This is a genomic window from Desulfonatronum zhilinae, from assembly GCF_900182865.1.
Lineage (GTDB): Bacteria > Desulfobacterota > Desulfovibrionia > Desulfovibrionales > Desulfonatronaceae > Desulfonatronum > Desulfonatronum lacustre.
Window position 1 is genome coordinate 1 of record NZ_FXUJ01000094.1, and the last position, 1047, is coordinate 1047.

At 54.6% G+C, this 1047-nt stretch carries 1 protein-coding gene and 1 pseudogene; both read left to right on the top strand.

The features are described 5' to 3' along the window. Positions 1 to 155: 155 nt before the first annotated feature. Positions 156 to 368 (top strand): annotated as a pseudogene (locus AC559A_RS19195) (type II toxin-antitoxin system RelE/ParE family toxin); the annotation flags it as partial. A gap of 3 nt (positions 369 to 371) precedes the next feature. Continuing rightward, positions 372 to 677, top strand: coding sequence for an addiction module antidote protein (locus AC559A_RS19200; RefSeq protein WP_498819302.1), 306 nt, complete (start codon positions 372 to 374; stop codon positions 675 to 677). Positions 678 to 1047 lie beyond the last annotated feature (370 nt).

The following is a 1047-nucleotide window of genomic DNA, read 5'->3' on the forward strand; positions in this document are numbered from 1 at the left end:
TCTCCTGGAAAACAGGGATCGAAAACCACTCACTCCGAATACAGATAGTACCACAGGGGAGAATTGCCAATTCCACGTCCAACGTCGAAGAGCCAGATTTCTCTGCTTGGCTGAAGGGTTTGAAGGATCGTATGACCCGGTAGCGACTCAATGCCCGCTTACGCAAGGCATTTTTGGGCAATCTTGGGGATATCAAGTCCGTAGGCGAGGGGGTTTTTGAAATGCGCGAGCACTTCGGCCCCGGATGGCGTATGTACGCGGTACAGCGCGACAAAGTGATCATCGTGATGCTGGGTGGCGGCGACAAATCTAGCCAGGCTGCCGACATATCAAAAGCCATTGATCTTGCTGCCACACTGGAGGATTGAGACATGACCAAACAAATCAAAGTCTCGGAGCTACCCGATTTCGATCCCGCTGAATACTTACACGACGAAGAGGACATCGCGGCATACCTGACGGCCATATTGGACGAGAACGACCCCGCCTTGCTGGCCGCCGCTTTGGGAGACGTTGCCCGCGCCCGTGGAATGACCATGATCGCCAGGACTGCCGGACTGTCCCGTGAAGCCCTCTACAAGGCACTCCGGCCCAATGCCCACCCTCGCTTTGAGACAGTAGCCAAAGTATGTTCGGCCCTCGGAGTAAAATTGGTGGCGCAGCCGATACACGCATGAACCAAGCCAGCCGAAAAGACCGAGTTCAGTGAAGGGGAAGCCACCAGAGCTTCCCTTTCTTTTTGCCCTCAACCTGAGAAAGCCAATCACCTTCACCTTCTGCCAAACCCTACCCTTCTGGCCGAACCGGCACCGACCCATCCTGTTCTGCTTCCCCTCTGGGAACGCCCCTCCCATTTACCTTTTACGGACATTTCGTGATGTCCCTGCAAAAAGTCAGCGGCAATTATGCGGCCAGCCCCCAGCGATGCCCCTGGTAGGTGTGCTGAAGGGGGCGAACCGGAGCAGTTGAGCTGAAAAGGCGATAAAAAGGTGTCCTGAGAAAGTAATTTGACAGTAATTTGCTCTTTGACATGGCTTCCCGCGTCTT